Genomic DNA, 18,866 nt, shown 5'->3' on the forward strand with positions numbered 1-18,866 from the left:
TAGATTTAGAGTATTACTGGTAACTAAGTATGTGGTCCATTTTATTTTGTTTAGTTTTTAAATAAAATTCATTATCTTTATTGTAATTGATTTGGATTGGCACTCTCTCTACCACCTCAATATCATATCCATCTAATCCTTTAATTTTCTTGGGATTATTAGTCATAAGTCTAAGTTTTTTAGCTCCTAACTCTCTAAGAATTTGAGCTCCTATTCCATAATCTCTAAGGTCTGCTGGAAATCCAAGTTTAATATTTGCCTCTACTGTATCATATCCATGGTCTTGTAAATCGTAGGCCTTTAATTTATTTATAAGTCCTATGCCTCTTCCCTCTTGTCGCATATATAAAAGTATCCCGCAGCCTTCTTCTTCAATTCTCCTTAAAGCTTCTGCCAATTGCTCTCCACAATCACATCTATTAGATCCAAGAACGTCTCCTGTTAAGCATTCAGAATGAAGTCTTGTTAGAATTGGTTTATTCTCATCAATTTCTCCTTTAACTAATGCCACATGATGTTCACCATTCAATTTATTAATAAAACCATACATTTTAAAATTCCCGTATTTTGTAGGCATATCTATTGCTGCTGCCATTTCTACTAGTATTTCTGTCTTTCTTCTATATCTTACTAAATCTGCTATAGTTATTACTTTAATATTATGTAGTTTACCTAACTCTAAAAGTTCCTCAGTTCTAGCCATAGTTCCATCTTCACTCATAATTTCACAAATTACTCCTGCTGGCTTTAAACCTGCCATTTTGGCTAAATCCACTGCTGCCTCAGTATGTCCTACTCTTTTTAATACACCTCCATCTCTAGCTTGTAGAGGAAAAATATGCCCTGGTCTTCTAAAGTCTTTTCCTATGCTATCTTCATCTAAAATCTTCTGAATAGTTAAAGCTCTCTCGTAGGCAGATATTCCTGTAGTTGTACTAATATGATCTACGGATACTGTAAATGCAGTTTCATGATTATCTGTATTTTTTTCAACCATGGGCTCAATTTTTAAATCTCTAAGTCTTTCTCCCTCCAATGGCATACATATAAGACCTCTCCCAAATTTAGCCATAAAATTTATAGCTTCTGGAGTAACCTTTTCAGCAGCCATTAATAAATCTCCCTCATTTTCTCTATCGGGATCATCAATAACTATAACCATCTTCCCTTCTTTAATATCCTTAATTGCTTCTTCAATCGTGTAAAATTCTGACATGTTTAATCCTCCCTATTTTATTTAATCTTATAAGAATCCATTTTCTTTAAGAAAGTCTTCATTAATGGAATCTTTTTTTTCTACTTTTTTACCACTTTGAAATGTTAAAAGTTTTTCTACATATTTACCTATAACATCACATTCAAGATTTACAGTATCTTCACTGGTTTTAGACAATAATATAGTTTCTTTTCCAGTATGTGGAATTACGGATACTTTAAATACCTTATCATCTACATAGGCCACAGTAAGACTTATTCCATCAATGGCAATAGAACCTTTTTCAACTATATACTGTAAAATGTTTTCCTTAGCCTCTATGGTAACCCATATTGCATTATCTTCCTTTTCCAGGGAAACAATTTTCCCAACGCCATCTATATGTCCACTTACTATATGTCCTCCAAATCTTCCTTTAGCACTTAAGGCTCTTTCTAAATTTACTTTACTTCCAACCTTTAATTCCCCTAAATTACTTCTTCTTAAAGTTTCAGCCATAACATCAGCATCAAATATATTTCCATATATATTTGTTACTGTTAAGCATACTCCATTGGTACAAATACTATGTCCTAACTTTACATCCTCAATAACTTTATTAGCTTTAATTGAAAGTATGGAAGATTTTTCTCCCTTTTTTATTCCTCTAATTTCTCCTACCTCTTCAACTATTCCTGTAAACAAGGCTTCCATCTCTCCTTCATGTATCCTTCTATTAAAATATCTTCTCCTATAGTACCTACCCTTATACTCTCTACTCCATAGGCTTCTTCTAGAACTTTTATTCCCCTTCCCTCTACTGGAGTTTTAGACCTTTCTCCTCCAATAAATTTTGGTGCAATGTAAATTTGAATTTTATCTACTATTCCAGCTTTTAGGGCTTCGAAGTTTAAGGTTCCCCCTCCTTCAAGAAGAATACTATCAATGTTCATTTCTCCTAAAGTCTCCATTAATATTTCCAAATTGACTTTTTCCTCTTTAGAAGGAATGACCACCATCTCTACACCCTTCTCAGTGTAAATAGATATTTTTTCCTTTGAAGCTTTTTCCGTAGTTACTATAATAGTTCTTGCCTTCTTATCCTCTATAACTTTAGAATTTAAAGGAATTCTAAGAGAGCTATCTAATATTATTCTTATAGGGTTTTTCCCTCCTAGTACCCTACAAGTCAACTCTGGATTATCCTTAATAACCGTATTAGCTCCAACCATTATTCCCATAAGGTCATTTCTCAAATTATGCACATTTTTTCTTGAAGCTTCTCCAGTTATCCACTTTGATTCCCCACATTGAGTAGCTATCTTACCATCTAGTGACATGGCAGTTTTCATGATTACAAAGGGTTTCTTTGTAGAAATATACTTCATAAATATTTCATTTAAAGCAATACATTCCTTTTCTAAAACACCTATATCTACAATTATTCCAGAGTCTCTAAGCTTTTCAACTCCTCTCCCCGCCACTAATGGGTTTGGATCTAAAGCTCCAATTACTACTCTCTTTATTTTTTTCTCTATGATTTTATCTACACAAGGTGGTGTTTTCCCATGATGAGAACAGGGCTCTAAGGTCACATAAAGAGTTGCTCCCAAAGTATCTTCTTTAGCATCTTTAAACGCATTAACCTCCGCATGGTTATGTCCATAGACCTGATGATATCCTTCACCAATAATAGTTCCATTTTTAACAATTACAGCACCTACCATTGGATTAGGATTAACCCTTCCCCGCCCCTTCTCTGCTAATGTCAACGCCAGTCTCATATAATTTTCATCCATAAAATCACATCCTTATTTAAATAAAATAAAAGCCCCAAGTATAATACCCTGGGGCTAAATTTTTATTCATATTTCTAGTAAAATTTAGTTTGTTTTATAATTAATATTAAAAATTTAATATTAATCGTAAAATAAAAAATCTCTGAAATATATATATATTTCAGAGCACATAAACTAACAATTATAGTTATATAAACAGAGTTCTTAGCTTCTCTGAAGCTTTAGAAACCGTTATCCATGGACGTAATAGCTCTTAACTCCCTCTTTAGAGAAGATAGAAATATTAGAGCTGGTAGTCATCGGATAAAATAACTATAGTAATTACTATACTTACAAATAATTTTCTCACATCCAGACTTTACTGTCGGCCTTGGAATCTCACCAAGTCATGCCAAAATGGCTCGCGGGCTATACCGCCGGTAGGGAATTTCACCCTGCCCCGAAAATTGTTATTAACTTGTCAAACTCATAATATCATCTTACATAAATAATTTCAATATATTCTTACAAATCTTTTTAATTAAAATTTTATAAACGATATTTAGTGTTATTTATCCAATAATATTTTTCGGAAAATAAACCAGAGATATTGTAATATCCCTGGTTTATTTCATTAAATATTTTCTTATTTAATTTAAACTATTACATATTCAATAAACTTAATATTTCTTGAACAGCTTGCTTAGCTTCTCTAGGTAATTTTTCTATTGCTGCATCTTGAGCCTTTGGATCATTAATCTGGGCTATCCTAATTATCTCTTGTTGTAGTCCTGGTATATTATTTACTACATTGGCTGCATTATTAAATCTAGCTGCAAAATTAGGGTCCTTCATTTTTCCCTTAATCTTAGTTATTAGCTCATAAGGATTCATTAAACTTTCCTCCCACCATCGAAATAATTCATTATAATTACATAATATTCAATAGTTGCTTAAAAGTTCTTATCTTATATTTCTTTAATTATAGTTTTAGCACTTTTAATGATTACAACCTTATCTTTATAAGGCTCTATATCCTTAAAAATTTAATAATCATATTTTACTTATTATATATATTGTAAATATTTCTATATTTTTTCTTTACCTATCCACTTTCTCAATACTTCTGGTACTATAACACTTCCGTCCTCCTGTTGATATTGTTCTAGTATTGCAGGTAATAATCTGCTTGTAGCTAACCCTGATGCATTTAAGGTATTTAGATATTCTACCTTATTACCATCTTCTCTTCTAAATCTTATCATCCCCCTTCTTGCCTGATAATCTCTTGCATTAGAAGCTGAACTTATCTCTTTATATTCATTCATACTCGGTATCCATACTTCTATATCATAGGTCTTCGCCATAGATGCACTACAATCTTTAGCTGCCAGCTTTACTAGTCTATAATGTAGTCCTAAGCCTTTTACCAGAGCTTCAGCTTTTTTGATTAATTCCTCTAAAGCTTCATCTGAATCCTCAGGTTTTGTATATTGGAACATTTCTATTTTATTAAACTGATGTCCTCTTATCATACCTCTTTCAGATTTTCTATAGCTTCCAGCTTCAACACGATAACAAGGAGTATAAGCAAACAATTTCTTAGGTAATTCTTCTTCTTTTAAAATTTCTCCTCTATAAAGATTTATTAAAGCAGTCTCTGCTGTAGGAAGCATAAATTGCATACTTTCTTTATCTTTTTTGTCCCCTACTGTAAATACTTCATCAACAAATTTAGGAAACTGACCTGCTGAAAGACCACATTGATAGTTTAATATATGTGGAGGCAGGATAAATTCATATCCGTCTTTTATATGCTCTTCTATAAAATAATTAAGTAAAGCCCATTCTAACATAGCTCCTACACCTTTATATATCCAAAATCCATTACCTCCAAGCTTAACTCCTCTTTCATAATCAATAAGCTCATGAACTTTAGCAAGTTCTACATGATCTTTAATTTGGAAATTGAAATTAGGCTTTTCTCCAAATTCTCTAACTACCTTGTTATTTTCTTTTCCACCTGCTACTACATCCTCATCGGGTATATTCGGAAGGCTTTCCATAAATGTATTTATCTTTTCTTCCATCTCTTGAAGTTTCTCATCATATTCCTTTATCTCTTTGCTAACTACTTTCATTTCTTCATATAAATCTTCTACATTTTCTCCCCTTTTCTTAAGAATAGGAATCTCTTTAGAAACCTTATTTTTGTTGCTTTTAAGCTCTTCTACCTGTATTAATATTTTTCTTCTTTCTTCATCCCACTGTAAAAGCTCTGAAAAATCTACACTATCCATTCTCTTTAAAAGTGCAGCCTTAACTTTCTCAGGATTTTTTCTAATTAAATAAATATCTATCATTTTTATTCCTCCTAAATGAATTTTTTAATATTAAATCTTTTTATTTTGCTGTAAATTAAAAACTCCCGCCTCTATAAATATAGAGACGAGAGCTATTATATCCCGCGGTACCACTCCAGTTGTCACATTAGTGACCTCTTTACTGTGCTTTAAGGAGCACTCCCCTCTGATTCTTCATCAGTAGCTCCGAAGTGGAAAGACTATATAATATACTGATTTTCACCTATCATCAGCTCTCTAAAATATTTAAATAGTCGTAGCTTCATCATTGCTATATGATATTTAATATATATTAAACATTATTCTAGCACCTTATTCTTTCAATGTAAATATTTCTATATAATATAACTTAATAAAATTACCTTTAAATTTTACTTTTACTAGATATTTTATCTACGAAGATGATTTTATATGTGAATAATATATATGTTATAGTAATATTGATGAAAATTTATAAAATACAGTTTTTTAATATAATGAGGTGACAAAATGAAAAAATTAAAAATATACTTTACGTCTGATATTCACGGATACATATATCCTACAAATTATAGAGATGATACTGAAAAGAATATGGGTATATTAAATATAATTAATCAGTTTGAAAAAGATGGAAATACCCTAATCATAGATGGTGGAGATACAATTCAAGGTTCTCCTTTAACTAATTATCTAAGTAATAATGAATTTGATATACATCCACTTGCAACTGTAATGAATGAAGGTCAATACGATTATGTAACTCTTGGAAATCATGATTTCAATTATGGCTATGACTATTTGAAAAAATATCTTAGCAATTTAAATGGAAAATGCCTATGCACTAATGTAGATAATATAACAAAAGAAATATGTATTTTGCCTTATGATATTAAAACCATGGAAAATGGGTTAAAAGTAGGCATAATGGGATTTACCACTGATTTTATAAACAGATGGGAAAGGCCTTTAAATATAAAAAATTTCACTATCACAGATACCTTTAAGTCAGTAAAAAAATATTATGTAGAACTTAAAAAACAATGTGATTTAGTAATAGGAGTTTATCATGGTGGATTTGAAAATGATTTAGAATCCCATGAAAAACTAAGCAACACTAATGAAAACATAGCATATAAATTGTGTCAAGAATTTGATTTTCATATTCTTTTAACTGGACATCAACACATGGAAATTCCAGGACAATATCTACATAATACCTACATAGCTCAAACCCCTCCCAACGGGACAAAATTTTTAGAAATAAACTTAGAGTTTCATGATGATTTAAGTAAAAATATAAGTTCTTCATTAAAAAAAGTAGAGCTTAATCCTAATAATGCTATGTATTATAAATTCTTAAATTTAGAAAAACAAGTTCAAAAGTGGTTGGATACACCTGTAGGATTTTTAGATATAGAACTTCAACCTAGTACTCACATAAACATGGCTACTAATGGCTCTTATTTAGCTAATTTCATAAATCAAGTACAGTTGGATGCAAGTGGTGCTGATATTTCAGTTACATCATTTGCTAATTCAATAAAAGGTTTTAATAAAAATGTAACAGTAAGAGATATAACCTCTACATATATGTTTCCTAATACCCTAACTATCATTGAAATAGATGGGAAAACTTTAAAGCTTGCCCTTGAAAAATGCTCTAGTTACTTTGATAATATTGATGGTGAATTACAAGTATCTACCCGCTTCTTAAAACCTAAGGTAGAACATTATAACTATGACTATTTCTCAAATTTGAGTTATATCTTTGATATAAACAAAGAAGTAGGAAATCGTGTTGTTTCAATGAAATTTAAGGGTAAAGACATTTTTGATAATGATACCCTTACCCTTGCCATGAACAACTATAGAGCAACAGGTGCAGGTGGTTATGATTTCTATAGAAATTGTAGAGTAGTAGGTGAAGTCTTAAATGAAATGCCCGACATTATCATTGATTATTTTAGAGCTCATAAGAAAGTTGTAGTGGATAAAAATCAATATCTAACTGTTATTAAATAGCTTACATTTCTTAACAATAAATTTATTCATCTCTTTTTATTAAGATTAATTATTATTATGTTTAAAAATCATAATTTTTTCAAATACTACACTATAAGTTAATTTACTGTTTAAGGAGGAATAAATATTGTCTAGTATAACTGGTATTGTTAAATGGTATGATGAAGGAAAGGGTTATGGATTTATTTCTTGTAATGAGGGCAATGATGTATTTGTACATCATTCTCAAATAAAAGAAAAAGGAACTAATAAAGATTTACATGAAGGTGAAAGTGTAACTTTTGATATTACTGATGGAGCTAAAGGGCCCATGGCTGTGAATGTTCAAAAGCTATAACTTGAATTTAAAAGGTTATCTTAGGGTTAAATTATTTAACCTTAAGGTAGCCTATTTTTATGCTTTTTAGATAATAAAAGCTATATAATTGCTACAAATTCTGTTATTATAGATAGTTGTACGGTATTGGTTACACTATGTTTTTTAATAATTAATCAATACATAACCAATACTAAGATAATTGATTTTATATGTTAAAAGTGGTGATATAATGAACTATATAATATTTGACTTAGAATTTAATCAAAAATATGAAGATAAAAAAGAACATTGTTTAGAAAAAAATCAATGTGTAGAAAAGAGCAATAATTTAAGTCTCCCCTTTGAAATTATTCAGATAGGAGCTTTAAAATTGAATGAAAATTTCGAAAAGATATCCACATTTAATTTTTTAATTAAGCCAACTATTCACACAACTCTACATCCTTATGTGGAAAACCTTACTAAAATAAGTAATAATGATATAAATTCTTCAGAAACCTTTCCTAATATTTACGATAAATTTACTAAATTTATTGGTGAAGAAGAAGCAGTTCTCTGTGTATGGGGGATAGTAGATATAAAAGAACTTTTACGAAATATAAAATTTCATAATATATCTACTACCTCTCTTCCACTTAAATATATCGACGTGCAAAGCCATGCATCAAAATATTTTAATAGTAAAAAAGGTATAAAAATTGGGCTTAAAAATGCAATTGAGCTTTTGGATATACCCCTTCATGGTGATTTTCATGACGCGAGTAATGATGCTTATTATACAGCAGAAGTATTAAAGATGATTTTCAATAAAAATATAAAGCCTTTATTATATACTAACCCTTCTAGAAGTACCTCTTCTGTTAAAGAAAAAGTTGATATGAATGGAGTATTTGATCAATTTAAAAAAATGTACAAGAGAAGTCTAACTAAAGAAGAAAAGTCTATGATAAGCCTTGCTTATAACATGGGTAGAACAAAACAATTTGTAATTATAAGAAAAGAAGACTCTTAGCTGCTAGCTAAGAGCCTTTCTTCTTAATATTTCTATTTCCTTGCCATACCCCTCAAGGTCATTTGGGGTTTCAAGGAAAAATGGTAAGTTGCATAATTTAGGATGATTAATAATATTAGTAATGGCTTCAATTCCTAAAGAACCTTCACCAATTTTTTCATGTCTGTCCTTATGACTTTCAAAAGGATTTTTGCTATCATTTAAATGAATTGCCTTTAATTTTTCTAATCCAATTATTCTATCAAACTCTTCTAAAACTCCATCTAAATTATTAACTATATCATATCCTGCATCATATACGTGACAGGTATCAAGACACACTCCCATATGATCCTTTAGCTCTACTCTATTAATAATTTCAGCTATTTCTTCAAAATTTCTTCCTACTTCTGTCCCCTTACCTGCCATGGTTTCTAATAACACAGTAGTAGTCTGCTGCGGCTTAATAACTGCATTAAGCATATCTACAATATAATTAATTCCAACTTCTACGCCTTGTTTAACATGACTACCTGGGTGAAAATTATATAAATTATTAGGTAAGTACTCCATTCTTAATAAATCATCTGTCATCATTTCTAATGCAAATTTTCTAGTGTTTTCATCTGCTGAACAAGCATTCAATGTGTAAGGTGCATGAGCCAATATAGTACTAAATTTATTTTCTTCCATTATTCTTAAAAGGGCAGCAACATCTTTTTCATCTATAGCCTTTGCCTTTCCACCCCTAGGATTTCTAGTAAAAAATTGAAAGGTATTAGCTCCTATTGAAAGTGCTTCCTTTCCCATATTTTCAAAACCCTTGGTTGTAGATAAGTGACATCCTATATTTAACATTTTCATTACCTCCATCTTCTATTATTGCAAAACTTCTAATTTTATATTCTATTTCTATATCCCTTGTAATTTAAATTTCAATAATCTAACTTTAATACAATGATACTATAATAGAAGATATATTTGCAATGGATAATTTTTATTATTTAGAAATAACTATTAGTATTTTAAGGTTCTAACTAGATCATATACGTCTTCACAATAAAAAAATGTAGACATTAATGCTACTCCATCAGCTCCTGCTTCTATAACCTTGGAAGCATTTTCTGTTGAAATTCCACCTAAAGCTATGATAGGACAAGTAACTACTTTCTTTAATTCTTGAATAAATTCAACGCCCTTAGGTTTTAATCCATCTTTACACTTGGTAGAAAATATATGAGATGCTAGTATATAGCTACACCCCTTTTTATCTGCCCTTATACCTTCTTCTAAAGAATGTACAGAAACTCCTACATTAAATTTCTTTTTATTATCTAAATTCATAAAATCTTTAAAAGATAGATGAACAGTTCTTTCCTTTACTTTTTCATAAATTTTCATATTAGAATTTATTATTATCTCAGTACTTCCAATTACTAGCTCCTTTATTTTATAATAAAGCCTTTCTAATTCTTCATCATCTAAATCTTTTTCTCTTAATATTATTCTATCCACACCAGCCAGTGAAGCTTCTTGCAGGGTTTTAAAATATTTTTCTTCACTAACTAAATGCCTATTTGTTATTAGGTAAATCAAATTCTTTCCCAATCCTTAAATATTGGTTGAAACCCTGCTTCTATTATCATTTCTTTTATTTCTTCTACTGAACCTTCATCATTTATGGAAAATTGTGATGTACCTTTAGTTTTTAATGCATGACCTCCAACCTCTGTAGACACACCTGCACTCATCTTGGTGATTCCTAAAGGTATAAGGTTTTTTCTCATTTCATGATCTTCTCGTGTAGAAACATTTATTCCACTTTGCTGTGCAAAGATTTTATAAGCTAACATAACTTGTACCATTTTTTTATCTTCCACTGGGTTTAACTCCTTTAATCCTCCCTCACAAGGTCTGATTCTTGGAGGTGAATAAGTCACTTCTACATGTGGATATTTCTTTCTAATATACTCTCCATGAAGAGCTGTGAAAAAGGCATCTCTTCTAAAATCACCTAGTCCAAGAAGAGCTCCTATACTTATACTTCTCATTCCAGCTCTTGCTCCTCTTTCTGGAGCATCTAATCTAAATTTATAATTCTTTTTAGGTCCTGATAAATGAACTCTATCATAAATTTCTTCATCATAGGTTTCTTGGTATACAGTAAGACCTTCTGCTCCTACTTCTACAGTTTTTTTATAATCCTCTTCACTTAAAGGCTGTACCTCTAAGGTTATAGATGGAAAGTATTCTTTCATTACTTTTATAGCATCTACTATATACCTAGTTGGGGAATGAATTTGACTTTCTCCTGTTAATAGAATAATGTGCTTAAATCCTTGTTTAGCAACTGCTTCTGATTCTGATTTTATTTCCTCCAAAGTTAGCTTTTTTCTACTTATAGAATTTTCAAGATTATATCCACAATAAGAGCATTTATTAACACAATAATTTGAAATATAAATTGGAGTATATAATAAAATAGTTCTTCCAAAGTGTCTTAACGATAATTCCCTTGCCTTTACTGCCATATCTTCTAATACTTTTTCTCCTACTGGTGATAATAAATTAAGCAAGTCCTCATAATTTGGATTTTTTTCATTAATACTTCTCTCTACATCTTCTGCTTTTACCCTACTCCAATATCTATTAAAGTCAAAATCCTTAAATTTTTCTATGGTACTATAAAAACTCATTTTTTCATCTCCTCAAATTTTCCGTTAGTGTAAAGTTTTTTACTCTCCTAAAAATCCTGTGAGTGGTGAGGATGCATTTCCACTTTTAGAAACAGTCCCAAATTTTGATAAATAAGCAAGTCGTCCACCTTCTACCGCCATACTAAAGGCTCTTGCCATATTAGCTGGATTTTTTGAAGAAGCTATAGCTGTATTAACAAGACATGCCGCTGCTCCCATTTCCATAGCTTCCATTGCTTGTGATGGCTTTCCTATTCCAGCATCAACTATAATTGGAATATCTAGTTCATCTATCATTATTTCAATAAGTTCCTTAGTTCTTATACCTCTATTACTTCCTATCGGTGCTCCTAAAGGCATAACCGCCGATGCTCCCGCTTCTATTAATCTTCTCCCTGCATATAAATCTGGACACATATATGGGAGTACTGTAAATCCTTCTTTAGCTAATATTTCTGTAGCTTTTATAGTTTCTTCATTATCCGGAAGCAGATACTTTGAATCCGATATAACCTCAATTTTTATCCAGTTACCACATCCCATAGCTTTGGCAATTCTTGCAATCCTAACTGCCTCTTCTGCATTAGTTGCCCCTGATGTATTAGGCAATAAAATAACATTCTTAGGTATATTAGATAAAATATCTTCTTCCTTATTATCTAAATCTATCCTTCTTAAGGCCAAGGTAATAACCTGTGAATTACTTTCACTCAAGACTTCCTTTATAAGTTTATTAGACGGATACTTACCTGTACCTACAAATAATCTATTTTTTAATTCTACTCCACCTATTTTTAACATATCTTCCATTTTAACTTTCCCCTTCTTTCAACATAATTCTAAGTGCCATATTTGCCATATGATTTGCACATATTGCTACCCTTGGTGCCATGAGTCCAGATCCTTCTTTAGCTTCATTTACTCCATCTCCACAAATATAAAACCTATTGTTTATCTTTTTAGTTTGTATATCATTAGAAGAATAAAAACCTGCCATACCTGATGATGCTATAAGGACTGATTCCTTAACTTTAGTTAATATCTCATTACACAACATTGCTTTATAATTTGCACTATCAAAAGCTTCTAACACAATATCTACATCTTCAAATAATTCTTTTATATTCCCCTTTTCTATTTTTTCGATTTTTTCATTTATCTCTATAAATGGATTTATGTCTAAGAGTTGTTTTTTTAAAGCAATAACCTTATATTCTCCTATATCTCTTATTAAGTATTGCTGTCTATTTAAATTTGATGGTTCTACCACATCAAAATCTATTATTCTTATAAATCCCACTCCTAACCGAGCTAAGGATATAGCAATATTGGACCCAAGGCCCCCTACACCCGCAATGGCTACTCTTGCCTTTGATACTTTTTCATGTACCCCTGGTGTATGCCTTGCCATCATAACACCTCTAAGTTCACTTTTACTTGGAACTTGTCCTCTCTTTATAAAAATAATGTTGTCACCTTCCTTTAATATCTTATCTTTAACTAAAGGAAATCCATTTAGTATCACCACATCACAACTAGGCTTAAGCCTATCTTTTAAACGAAGACAAGTTTCACCCTTATTAACTTCTTCTATGTTTTCATTAACTTTAATTTTAATTTTCTCTTTCAAACAAATCCACCACTCTATATCTTTCTGTAAAAGTCTTTTGAAATATATTTATAATTTCTCTTTAGCCTCCCCCTACAAAAGATATAACTTCTATAATATCCTCCTCTTTTAAATATATTTCCCAATAATTTTCTCTTGGTACTATTTCTTTATTTAATTCCACTACTACCTTTTCTTCATTAACATCTAACTTACTTAGCAAACTGCTTATAGTAGTTATTCCATTCATATCTACACTTTTTCCATTAACCTTCATATTTTCACCTTCTTTCAATACCTATGTACATTAACTAACTTATTTTTACAAATAAAAAACACCTAACAAATGCTAGGTGTTGAGAATCTCAATAACTCATATAACAATATCTTCTTATTTAAGTTTAGATATTAATAATTAAAATTATATCTTTACTTAAGCTTTTATAAAAATACTAATTTTGCATAAGCAAGACTTTTATTTTATATAAAAATAAGACTTATTATTTGCTTCCCTCCGATGGTACTAACCATATCAGGTTCTTAGAGTTAGGACTTTCCTTCTCAGCCAAATTGGCACCCCTAGCTATCTATTAAATTATATTTATTATAACATTGCGGATTTACAAATTCAACTATACCATTCAATAAATACCTAATTGCGCTCCTATATATATGAATAGTTTTTTATAATAATCACAAAATAAGGTTGAACGAAATGTTGAAGGAGGTTAAATTTATGAAATTAGAAGATAACCCTGAGCTACGTGAAAAAGCTAAACAAATGCTTATAGATGGAGAATCCTATGATAAAATTATGGACGTAACTCATTTAAGATTAAAAGATGTAAAAAGAATTGAAAGAGAAGAAGTAAGTAGTCATTTTTAGTTAATACAAAATACCCTGTAAAGTAATCCTCTATTTTGTGTGTTAAGCTTTCAGGGTATATTCTATTTTTGTATATGTTTTTGTCCTATATGTCTGTTTTATGCTCTAGTATTTCAATAAATTTTGTAGTTGCGGGAGAAAGGGACACACTCTTTAAAAAACATAGCCCTATACTTCTTTTAGGTATTTCTTCTTTTAATTTCACTTTATATACTGTTCCCTTTTCTAAATATTCTTTTGAAAATTCTTTAATAACACAGGCTATTCCTAAGTTTGCCCTTGCAAATTCTAATAATAAATCATAAGATCCTAATTCGATTTCAGCAGTAATTTTAATTCCTTTAGATAACATATATTTTTCTATGTATTGCCTTGATATAGATTTAGATTCTAATAATATTAATGGTAATTCTGTTATTTCTTCGAGGCTAATGGGTTTAGAGCAACGGTTCTTGTACTTATTTCCACAGACAAATATATCATGAATATCCATACATTCTCTAAGTTCCAGTGCAGAATCTTCAATAGGAAAATTACAAATTGCAATATCTATTTCCCCTGACTTTACACTAGCACAAAGCTCTAAGGTTGTGGCATTTATTATTTTAAACTTAATATTGGGATATTCCTTGTGAAATTGTTCTAAATAGGGTAATAAAAAATATCTTGATATGGTATCTCCTACACCTATTTTTAAATCTCCTATCATCATATTTTTAATTTTTAAAAGTTTATCTTCTCCAACATGTATCAAATTCATGGCAGAGCTAGCATATTCAAATAAAATTCGCCCCTCATTTGTAAGTATAACCCCTTTAGAAGTTCTTGTGAAAAGCCTTATATCTAGTTCTCTTTCTAATTGCATAATAGATTGACTTACTGCGGGTTGAGTCATGTATAACTCTTTAGCAGCTCTTGAAAAACTTTCATGCTTTCCCACCATACAAAACACCTTATATAAATCTAATTTACTTATCATATAAGCACTCCTTATATCTACTATTTAATCTATTTATTTTACTTATACCACTAAAATGGTGTATATTACAAGTGTAGGTTTTAAAAATTAATGTAATTTTACATAAAGGAGATGTTATAATTGGAAAGAGTCGTTGGAACTGTTGTTAGAGGACTTCGTTGCCCAATCATAAACAAAGGAGATAACATTGAAGAAATCGTTGTAGATAGCGTGCTAACTGCTGCTAAAGTTGAAGGTTTCTCAATTAATGATAAAGATGTAGTTACTGTAACTGAATCTGTAGTTGCTCGTGCACAAGGAAACTATGCTTCTATAGATAATATTGCTAAAGATGTAAGCTCAAAGTTTGGTGAAGATACTGTGGGAGTAATATTCCCAATATTAAGCCGTAACCGTTTTGCTATATGCCTTCGTGGTATTGCAAAGGGTGCTAAAAAAATTGTTTTAATGCTTAGCTATCCTTCTGATGAAGTTGGTAACCATTTAGTAGACTTAGATATCCTAGATGAAAAAGGAGTTAATCCTTGGACAGATGTTCTAACTGAAAAGCAATTCCGTGAACACTTTGGATTTAATAAACATCCATTTACCGGTGTTGATTATATTGAGTATTACAAATCTCTAGTTGAAAGCTATGGAATAGAGTGTGAAGTTATATTCTCAAATAATCCAAAAACTATATTAGATTATACAAAGAATGTACTTACTTGTGACATTCACACTAGATTCAGAACTAAGAAAATACTTAAAGCAAATGGTGGAGAAAAGATTTATAGTCTTGATGATATTTTATCTTCATCAATTGATGGTAGTGGATTCAATGAAGCTTATGGACTTTTAGGCTCAAACAAATCTACAGAGGAAACAGTTAAACTTTTCCCTCGTAACTGCCAACCAGTAGTTGATGACATACAAGCTATGATTAAAGATAAAACTGGAAAAACTGTTGAAGTTATGATTTATGGAGATGGAGCATTCAAAGATCCAGTAGGTAAGATTTGGGAACTTGCAGACCCAGTTGTATCACCTGCATATACTCCAGGACTTGAAGGAACACCAAATGAAGTTAAGTTAAAATATCTTGCTGATAATAACTTTGCTGATTTAAAAGGTGAAGAACTTAAGTCTGCTATCTCTGAATATATTAAAAATAAAGAATCTGATTTAGTAGGTGCTATGGAATCACAAGGTACTACTCCAAGAAGACTTACTGATCTTATAGGTTCATTATCTGACTTAACTTCTGGAAGTGGAGATAAGGGAACTCCTATAATCTTCATCCAAGGTTATTTCGATAATTACACAAAATAATACAGGAAAAACTAATGTAATTTCTTATCCTACTTATATAAAAATAGCCCAAAGGATTTTCTTTATCCCTTGGGCTATTTTCTATACTTTATTTTTAATGGATTTTTCTTATATACACTGACTTACTTTTTATAAGAGCTCTTCAAAGATACAGTTCTATTAAATACTAGTTTTTCTTTAGATAATCTAGTATCTCTTATAAAGTATCCATGTCTTATAAATTGAAATCTACCTTCTTCGTTTAGTCTAAGCGCTGCTGGTTCAATAATTGCATTTTTCTTTACTTCTAAGGAATTTTTATTTATATATTCAAATAAATTATCCCCTGATGGAGCATCATTAAATAAATTCTCAAACAATCTAACTTCACAAGGTACTCCATACTTTGCACTTACCCAGTGAATTGTACCCTTAACTTTTCTTCCAGTAAAACCGCTACCACTCTTAGTCTCTGGATCATAGCTACATCTAAGCTCTACTATTTCACCAGATTCATTTTTTATTACCTCATTACACTTTATAAAATATGCTCCCTTAAGTCTAACTTCTCCATCTAATACTAATCTATTATATTTCTTAGGTGGATTTTCACTAAAATCCTCTCTTTCAATATACAATTCTCTAGTAAAAGGCATCTCTCTCTTACCTAAGTCTTCATTTTCACCATTATTTTCAATGGTTAAATACTCTAAATGTTCTTCTAGTAAATTTGTTACTACAACTTTTATTGGATCAAGAACTGCCATAACAGAAGGTACCCTTAATTTCAAATCTTGTCTTAAAGAGTTCTCTAGCATAGCAACATCTACTAAAGTATCAGCCTTAGCAACTCCAATTTCTCTCAAAAAGTTTAAAATTGCCTCTCGTGTATACCCTCTTCTTCTCATTCCCTTTAAAGTTGAAAGTCTTGGATCATCCCATCCATCAACTTCTCCACTAGCTACTAACATCTTCAAATATCTCTTACTTGTAACTACTCCACTTAAATTCATTCTTCCAAATTCAATTTGTCTTGGTTTTGGATTATCTAAATCTAACTCATTTAAAACCCATTCATAAAGGGGTCTATGATCTTTGAATTCATTAGAACATAAGGAATGAGAAACCCCTTCAATATAGTCTTGAATTGGATGAGCATAGTCATACATAGGATATATGCACCATTGAGTACCAGTTTTATAGTGTTGCGTATAGGATATTCTATAAATAACTGGGTCTCTCATATTCATATTGGGACTTGCCATATCTATTTTTGCTCTTAACACAGCTTCTCCCTCTTTATATTTACCAGCCTTCATTTTATCAAATAACTCTAAGTTTTCTTCAATAGTTCTATCTCTATATGGACTATTTTTACCCTGTGTTGTTAAAGTTCCCCTATATTCTCTTACTTCATCGGGAGTTAAATTACATACATAAGCCTTTCCCTTTCTTATTAAATATAAAGCATAGTTATATATTTTTTCACTGTAATCTGAACCATAAAAAAGTCTATCCTCATAGTCAAACCCCATCCACTTCATATCTTCCATAATAGCATCTACATACTCATGGTCTTCTTTACCTGGGTTAGTGTCATCAAATCTTAAGTTGAATTTTCCGTTATACTTTTTAGCAATTCCATAGCTTATATTTATTGCATAAGCACTTCCTATATGGAGATATCCATTAGGTTCAGGAGGAAACCGAGTATGAATTTCATCACATTTTCCCTCATTAATATCTTCCTTCACTAGTCTATCTACAAAGTTTAAAGAATCATTTTCATTACACATATCCTCTTAGTAAAGCTTTTTTCAAGCTTTACTAAATTCACCTCCCATTTATATATAAATTTTAATTTTAAGATTTTATAGTTTTTCACTTAACCAAATATAAAATTTAGAGTGACGTTGCTAAAGCAACTTTTCGCTTTGCTCGTAAAAAAACTCCCACCCTAGGACTGTTATAGTCCTTAGGGCGAGAGTTATATCTTCGCGTTGCCACCTAAATTCATAGATATGTCACCATATCAATCTTATCAAGTACGGTATTTAAAATACTTATACTCTAGTCCTGTAACGTAGACCTACGTCATAGCATCATCTTTAAAGAATCCGTATGAAGCTCAGAGCCTTGTTTCGATAAATACTTCTTTACTCCTTTTCAGCACCTGGAGCTCTCTGTAAAAGAAATTAAATATCTACTTTTCTCATCATAGCTATTATTGATATTATTATCTATAATATACAAATATATTTATTTCGTCAATATAAAATTAAGAATATTTTTTTATTTTATTCGTGTAATCCAAATCCACTTATTATTAAGGTAGCCCAATCTTCATTTTCTTTTTCAATCCACTTATATTCTATATCCAGTTCTTTAAGCCAAGCATTAAGTCCATAACTTTTTTTGCTTACATTTGGAGACTTTCTTCCAAAAATTTCTTTTATAGTCTCAAGTAATTCAGCCTGTGATTCTTGACCAAGAGGTCTATCAATTACATTGCTTATCTCTATACAGCATTGTGCATAGGATGAATGATCTTCAAAATACAGCTCATTAGCAAGGCCTATTCTTTTTTCATTTAATTCTTTAATTACCTCATTAATTTCATCAATATTTGATAAATACTTCTTTGCTACTCCCATAGAATCAATATCATTGTCTAGTCTATTTATTTGCTTTTCTAATCTTTCATATCTCATATCTTTTTCTCACTTTACATATTTATTTTGCCATACATAGAGTTT

The 18,866-nt window shown here is 30.6% G+C and carries 19 protein-coding genes, 2 riboswitches and 2 other annotated features; of the genes, 5 read left to right on the forward strand and 14 right to left on the reverse strand.

All coding sequences use genetic code 11. From position 1 onward, the window contains the following. Window positions 1–13 precede the first annotated feature (13 nt). The 5 genes from B2P65_RS04060 to serS all read right to left on the reverse strand — a co-directional run bounded on the left by B2P65_RS04060 (window position 14) and on the right by serS (window position 5,336). Complete coding sequence (locus B2P65_RS04060; RefSeq protein ID WP_346847538.1) at window positions 14–1,216, reverse strand: bifunctional 3,4-dihydroxy-2-butanone-4-phosphate synthase/GTP cyclohydrolase II; 1,203 nt, start codon at window positions 1,214–1,216, stop codon at window positions 14–16. Window positions 1,217–1,243: 27 nt separating this feature from the next. After that, entirely contained in the window at window positions 1,244–1,900 is a 657-nt protein-coding gene (locus tag B2P65_RS04065; protein WP_346879681.1) for a riboflavin synthase, read from the reverse strand. Beyond that, window positions 1,885–2,994, reverse strand: a complete 1,110-nt coding sequence (ribD, locus tag B2P65_RS04070; protein ID WP_346879633.1) for a bifunctional diaminohydroxyphosphoribosylaminopyrimidine deaminase/5-amino-6-(5-phosphoribosylamino)uracil reductase RibD — start codon at window positions 2,992–2,994, stop codon at window positions 1,885–1,887. Before ribD ends, B2P65_RS04065 begins: the two co-directional genes overlap by 16 nt. Window positions 2,995–3,329: 335 nt before the next feature. Beyond that, window positions 3,330–3,445: riboswitch (FMN riboswitch) on the reverse strand. A 191-nt stretch (window positions 3,446–3,636) separates the two neighbouring features. Beyond that, window positions 3,637–3,867, reverse strand: coding sequence for a hypothetical protein (locus B2P65_RS04075; protein WP_035133802.1), 231 nt, complete (start codon window positions 3,865–3,867; stop codon window positions 3,637–3,639). 194 nt (window positions 3,868–4,061) lie between these two features. Then, on the reverse strand, window positions 4,062–5,336 hold the full coding sequence (serS, locus tag B2P65_RS04080; RefSeq protein ID WP_346847540.1) for a serine--tRNA ligase: 1,275 nt from the start codon (window positions 5,334–5,336) through the stop codon (window positions 4,062–4,064). 78 nt (window positions 5,337–5,414) lie between these two features. Continuing rightward, window positions 5,415–5,614 (reverse strand) — a binding site (T-box leader). Window positions 5,615–5,825: 211 nt separating this feature from the next. On the opposite strand from serS, the gene B2P65_RS04085 reads away from it, so the two are divergent. The 3 genes from B2P65_RS04085 to B2P65_RS04095 all read left to right on the forward strand — a co-directional run bounded on the left by B2P65_RS04085 (window position 5,826) and on the right by B2P65_RS04095 (window position 8,671). Next, window positions 5,826–7,340, forward strand: coding sequence for a bifunctional UDP-sugar hydrolase/5'-nucleotidase (locus B2P65_RS04085; protein WP_346879634.1), 1,515 nt, complete (start codon window positions 5,826–5,828; stop codon window positions 7,338–7,340). Between the two features lie 127 nt (window positions 7,341–7,467). After that, complete coding sequence (locus B2P65_RS04090) at window positions 7,468–7,677, forward strand: cold-shock protein (protein ID WP_035133808.1); 210 nt, start codon at window positions 7,468–7,470, stop codon at window positions 7,675–7,677. A 211-nt stretch (window positions 7,678–7,888) separates the two neighbouring features. Further along, window positions 7,889–8,671 (forward strand): 3'-5' exonuclease, encoded by a 783-nt coding sequence (locus B2P65_RS04095; RefSeq protein ID WP_346879635.1) that lies wholly within the window; start codon window positions 7,889–7,891, stop codon window positions 8,669–8,671. A gap of 3 nt (window positions 8,672–8,674) precedes the next feature. Here B2P65_RS04095 and B2P65_RS04100 read toward each other — a convergent pair whose 3' ends face one another. The 6 genes from B2P65_RS04100 to thiS all read right to left on the reverse strand — a co-directional run bounded on the left by B2P65_RS04100 (window position 8,675) and on the right by thiS (window position 13,232). Further along, window positions 8,675–9,508 carry a deoxyribonuclease IV gene (locus tag B2P65_RS04100; protein WP_346876579.1) on the reverse strand — a complete coding sequence of 278 codons (834 nt, stop codon included), beginning with the start codon at window positions 9,506–9,508 and terminating at the stop codon, window positions 8,675–8,677. Window positions 9,509–9,667: 159 nt separating this feature from the next. Then, on the reverse strand, window positions 9,668–10,246 hold the full coding sequence (locus B2P65_RS04105) for a thiamine phosphate synthase (protein WP_346879636.1): 579 nt from the start codon (window positions 10,244–10,246) through the stop codon (window positions 9,668–9,670). Then, entirely contained in the window at window positions 10,243–11,346 is a 1,104-nt protein-coding gene (thiH, locus tag B2P65_RS04110) for a 2-iminoacetate synthase ThiH (RefSeq protein ID WP_346879637.1), read from the reverse strand. Before thiH ends, B2P65_RS04105 begins: the two co-directional genes overlap by 4 nt. 39 nt (window positions 11,347–11,385) lie before the next feature. Beyond that, on the reverse strand, window positions 11,386–12,156 hold the full coding sequence (locus tag B2P65_RS04115) for a thiazole synthase (protein WP_346876582.1): 771 nt from the start codon (window positions 12,154–12,156) through the stop codon (window positions 11,386–11,388). A 1-nt stretch (window position 12,157) separates the two neighbouring features. Then, window positions 12,158–12,964 carry a sulfur carrier protein ThiS adenylyltransferase ThiF gene (gene thiF / locus B2P65_RS04120; RefSeq protein ID WP_346879682.1) on the reverse strand — a complete coding sequence of 269 codons (807 nt, stop codon included), beginning with the start codon at window positions 12,962–12,964 and terminating at the stop codon, window positions 12,158–12,160. Window positions 12,965–13,037: 73 nt separating this feature from the next. After that, the gene (thiS, locus tag B2P65_RS04125; RefSeq protein WP_035133818.1) at window positions 13,038–13,232 is read right to left on the reverse strand and encodes a sulfur carrier protein ThiS; all 195 of its coding nucleotides are present in this window, start codon (window positions 13,230–13,232) and stop codon (window positions 13,038–13,040) included. A gap of 215 nt (window positions 13,233–13,447) precedes the next feature. Continuing rightward, window positions 13,448–13,546: riboswitch (TPP riboswitch) on the reverse strand. Between the two features lie 145 nt (window positions 13,547–13,691). Between thiS and B2P65_RS04130 the strand changes: the two genes are divergently transcribed. Then, window positions 13,692–13,841: a hypothetical protein gene (locus B2P65_RS04130; protein ID WP_167402733.1), complete on the forward strand. Its 150-nt coding sequence runs from the start codon at window positions 13,692–13,694 to the stop codon at window positions 13,839–13,841. 85 nt (window positions 13,842–13,926) lie between these two features. On the opposite strand, the gene B2P65_RS04135 is transcribed toward B2P65_RS04130, so the two are convergent. Beyond that, window positions 13,927–14,820 carry a LysR substrate-binding domain-containing protein gene (locus tag B2P65_RS04135; RefSeq protein ID WP_150841824.1) on the reverse strand — a complete coding sequence of 298 codons (894 nt, stop codon included), beginning with the start codon at window positions 14,818–14,820 and terminating at the stop codon, window positions 13,927–13,929. 120 nt (window positions 14,821–14,940) lie between these two features. Between B2P65_RS04135 and B2P65_RS04140 the strand changes: the two genes are divergently transcribed. After that, entirely contained in the window at window positions 14,941–16,131 is a 1,191-nt protein-coding gene (locus tag B2P65_RS04140) for a coenzyme F420-0:L-glutamate ligase (RefSeq protein WP_346879638.1), read from the forward strand. A 122-nt stretch (window positions 16,132–16,253) separates the two neighbouring features. Here the strand turns inward: B2P65_RS04140 and B2P65_RS04145 are convergent, their stop codons facing one another. Together B2P65_RS04145 and B2P65_RS04150 are read right to left on the reverse strand one after the other, a co-directional pair. Next, window positions 16,254–17,906: a glutamine--tRNA ligase/YqeY domain fusion protein gene (locus tag B2P65_RS04145; protein ID WP_346879639.1), complete on the reverse strand. Its 1,653-nt coding sequence runs from the start codon at window positions 17,904–17,906 to the stop codon at window positions 16,254–16,256. 177 nt (window positions 17,907–18,083) lie between these two features. Beyond that, window positions 18,084–18,338 (reverse strand) — a binding site (T-box leader). 69 nt (window positions 18,339–18,407) lie between these two features. Further along, entirely contained in the window at window positions 18,408–18,821 is a 414-nt protein-coding gene (locus B2P65_RS04150) for a hypothetical protein (RefSeq protein ID WP_346847549.1), read from the reverse strand. Between the last annotated feature and the right edge of the window lie 45 nt (window positions 18,822–18,866).

It is taken from the genome of Clostridium sp. UBA3061, assembly GCF_002367465.1.
GTDB lineage: Bacteria > Bacillota > Clostridia > Clostridiales > Clostridiaceae > Clostridium_J > Clostridium_J sulfidigenes.